Source organism: bacterium, assembly GCA_019695335.1.
In the GTDB taxonomy this organism is placed as follows: domain Bacteria; phylum CLD3; class CLD3; order SB21; family SB21; genus JABWBZ01.
Genome location: JAIBAF010000125.1, coordinates 1 through 3950, shown reverse-complemented (window position 1 = coordinate 3950; position 3950 = coordinate 1). Strand labels below are relative to the sequence as shown.

At 44.7% G+C, this 3950-nt stretch carries 4 protein-coding genes; all 4 read left to right on the top strand.

Annotated elements, in window-relative coordinates:
- Nucleotides 1-279, top strand: a 279-nt coding sequence (locus tag K1X84_16845; protein ID MBX7153298.1) for a hypothetical protein, incomplete at its 5' end; no start/stop codon positions are given.
- 37 nt (nt 280-316) lie between these two features.
- Nucleotides 317-646, top strand: a complete 330-nt coding sequence (locus K1X84_16840) for a DMT family protein (protein ID MBX7153297.1) — start codon at nt 317-319, stop codon at nt 644-646.
- A gap of 124 nt (nt 647-770) precedes the next feature.
- A complete protein-coding gene (gene xdhA / locus K1X84_16835) occupies nt 771-2156 on the top strand; it encodes a xanthine dehydrogenase small subunit (GenBank protein ID MBX7153296.1) in 1386 nt (461 codons plus the stop codon).
- 78 nt (nt 2157-2234) lie between these two features.
- A partial coding sequence (locus K1X84_16830) for a molybdopterin-dependent oxidoreductase (protein ID MBX7153295.1) occupies nt 2235-3950 on the top strand: 1716 nt, incomplete at its 3' end.

Here is a 3950-nt window from a genome sequence, read left to right as displayed (position 1 = left end):
GTGAATACGTTTCTCAATCCTTCAGGAGGAAGCGAAGCCAAACCTACGGAATTGATCCGTTCAACCAAAGATGAAAAGGAAGCCCAGATCCATCAACTGCAGGCTTTCTGGAAAATTCACGAAAAAGATGCGCCGCAAAAATTACAATCGCTTTGCAGCGTTGCATTGCAAAATGGCAATATTTTCGGCGAATTGGTTGAATCGGTAAAATCCTGCTCGCTCGGACAAATCAGTTCGGCGTTGTATCAAGTCGGTGGACAGTATAGAAGAAATATGTGATTTTTTAATGAACAATGAATAATAAGTAATACGAAATATGCAGACTATCATTCTTTTGACGGTTTCGAATATTTTTATGACCTTTGCCTGGTATGGGCATTTGAAGTATAAAGATTCGCCCATATGGCTGGCGATTTTGGCCAGTTGGGGAATTGCTTTTGCCGAGTATTGTTTTCAGGTTCCGGCTAATCGTTACGGGCACGGACAATTCAATGCAGCACAACTTAAAACAATGCAGGAAGTAATCACTCTCGTGACTTTCTGCGTTTTTTCGGTAACCTACCTTAAAGAAGAATTGAAATGGAATTACATCGTCGGGTTCGTTTTGATGATCGCGGCGGTGTTTTTCATTTTCAAAAAATGGTAATTCAAATTTAGCCACAGAGACTCAGAGATCTCTGAGTTCTTATTACAAAAAATTAGTGACTCCGTGTCTTGGTGGTAAAAAACTGACTCCCATGAACTCTGTCTGTTTTATTCTCGACGGAAACATGACAACCGTCGATTTTGCTTCCCGTTATTCTCCCACCACAACGGTTTTGGAATATCTTCGCAGTTTGCTCAATCATAAAGGCGTCAAGGAAGGATGCGCCGAAGGCGATTGCGGAGCATGTACGGTTGTCATCGGCGAGCCAAACGGCGTTGATAAAATCAGATACAAAGCAATCGATTCGTGTTTGTATTTCCTGCCCATGCTGCATGGTAAGCAGTTAATTACCGTTGAGAACCTGCAATCCAATGAAAAATTACATCCGGTTCAAGAAGCGATGGTCGAACATCACGGATCGCAATGCGGCTTTTGTACTCCCGGGTTTGTCATGTCGATGTTTGCACTATATAAAAATCATGATCATCCCTCGCGTGATATCATCGATGATGCAATGACGGGTAATCTTTGTCGGTGTACAGGTTATCGCTCGATTGTCGAAGCGGCGGCCCATGCGTGCGTCCATGAAAGAATCGATACTTTCACAAAAAATGAAATACACATTGCTGCGATGTTAAAAACTATCGAACATACGTCCTTGCATCTCCAAACGTCGCATCAAATTTATCGGCGTCCGGGTACGCTCGCCGAGGCTTTGCAATTTAAGGCCGAACATCCGCGAGCGCTGGTCATTTCCGGTGCGACCGATGTTGCGCTACGCGTGACGAAAAAACATGAACTGCTCGAAACGATCCTCGATATTTCTGGGTTGGACGAATTAAAAGAAACCGATGAAAATGACGATCATTTGATCATCGGCGCCGGGGTTTCGCTTAATGAAGTTGTGCTGCTGGTGAAATCTTTCCCAGCGTTGTATGATATTTTGAGCGTGTTCGGTTCGCCTCAAATTCGTAACGTTGCGACGTTCGGAGGTAATTTAGGAACGGCTTCGCCGATCGGCGATCTGTTACCGGTACTGATGGCGTACGATGCAAAGATCATTCTCGAAAGTCTGCACGGGCGAAGAAAAATCGCCATGGATCAATTCATCACCGGCTATCGTCAGACTGTCCGGCAAGAAGATGAATTGATCACAGCCATAAAAATTTCAAAACTTCCGAAAAATATCACAGTGCGCTCGTACAAAGTTTCTAAAAGAAAAGATTTAGATATATCGACGGTCAGTGGTGGATTCAGGTTGGAATTGGACACAGACGGGAAAGTAAAAAACATTTGTCTTGCCTATGGCGGAATGGCCGAAATGACTAAACGGGCACTGAAAACGGAACAGTTTCTAATAGGAAAAACATGGAGCCGTGAGAATGTCGAATCCGCGATGCCGCTTATCGATCTGGAATTTCGTCCAATTTCCGATGCGCGTTCCGGTGAAGAGTTTCGGAGAGTGGCCGCGAAGAATTTACTTTTGAAATTTTGGACAGAAACCAATTAACAATGAACAATGAATAATGACTAATAAAAAATCGAAAGAACCCGATATTGTTCATTGTTCATTAATCATTATCCATTTATGACATTTCCACATGAAAGCGCTATTAAGCACGTCACCGGCGAGGCGGTTTATATTGATGACATGCTGGTCAACGAACGGCTGCTGATCGGACGCGTTGTCTACAGTTCGCATGCGCATGCTCAAATAAAATCTTTTGATTTGACCGCGGCAAAGAAATTTCCGGGAGTGTATGCAGTGTTGTCTTACAATGATATTCCCGGTGTCAATCAAATGGGGCCGGTTGTTCATGATGAATGGTGTTTGGCTGAGAAAGAAGTGACGTTTGCAGGGCAAGCGATGTTTTTGATAGCCGCTGAAACGGACGAAGCTTGCCGGGAAGCGGAGAAACTCATTCGCGTTGAGTATGAACCGTTGGATGCGATTCTTGATATTGAAACGGCTATTCGAAAGAATACCCGACTGGGAGCTGAAAAAAAAATCGAAACCGGCGATGTGGAAAATGAATTCAAAAAATGTGCGCATACTATTTCTGGTACATTGAGTACGGGAGCACAGGAACATTGGTATTTGGAAATGCAGACGTGTTTGTGTGTTCCAGGTGAAAGCCGTGAAATAACGGCTTACAGCTCGACACAACATCCGAGCGAAACGCAAGCGATCGTTGCAGAAGTTTTAGGAATTCCCAAAAACGAAGTGGTTGTAGAAGTACGGAGGATGGGTGGCGGATTTGGCGGCAAAGAAACGCAGGCGAATCACGTTGCTGCATGGGCGGCGCTGTTATGCCGTGCGACGGGGAGACCGGTGAAAATACGATTATTCCGTGACGATGATCAAATCATGACCGGTAAGCGCCATCGGTTTCTCATCAAGTATGAAGCCGGATTTAACAATGACGGAAAAATTCAAGCGGTAAAATTTGAATTGAATTCAGACGCTGGCTCGGCAACGGATTTGTCGATGGCGATTTTGGAACGCGCCATGCTACACGCCGACAATGCGTATTATATACCGAATATGCGCGTAACGGGCCGTGCGTGGAAAACGAATTTACCGTCCAATACGGCTTTTCGCGGATTCGGAGGCCCGCAAGGCATGGCTACGATTGAACATGTCGTCGACTGCATTGCACGTTATCTGAAAAAAGATCCGGCAGAAATTCGATCCATGAATTTCTATGGGCTCCGTGATCGCAATATTACACATTACGGCGAAACCGTTGACAATAATCGATTGCCGATGCTGTACGAACAATTAATGCGATCTTCCGAATATGCTACACGGCGTGAAGCTGTCTTGGCATTTAATGCGACTAACGAATTTTACAAAAAAGGCATTGCAATGACGCCGGTAAAGTTCGGCATTTCGTTTACTACATCCTATCTCAATCAGGCCGGCGCACTTGTACACATATATAAAGACGGAACGATCCAGGTTAATCATGGCGGCACGGAAATGGGGCAAGGCTTACATACGAAAATCGCGCAAATTGCCGCCAAGGAATTGGGTGTGAGTTACGCACGCGTCAAAGTGACGGCCACGAATACTTCAAAAGTTCCCAACACTTCGGCTACAGCGGCTTCAGCCGGAACCGATCTCAACGGAATGGCTGTAAAAAATGCGACGGATATTTTGAAAATGCGTTTGTCAAAAATCGCCGCCGAAGTATTCAATGAAAAAGGTTACGATGCACGATCGTCAGCCGACGATATCGAATTTGAAAATGATTGGGTGTACGATCTGCGACATTTGGACAGGAAAATAAAATTTGAAGAG

Bases quoted from the DNA above. Each gene is read 5' to 3' on its own strand.
- K1X84_16840 (MBX7153297.1), top strand. From the start codon at position 317: ATGCAGACTATCATTCTTTTGACGGTTTCGAATATTTTTATGACCTTT.
- xdhA (MBX7153296.1), top strand. From the start codon at position 771: ATGACAACCGTCGATTTTGCTTCCCGTTATTCTCCCACCACAACGGTT.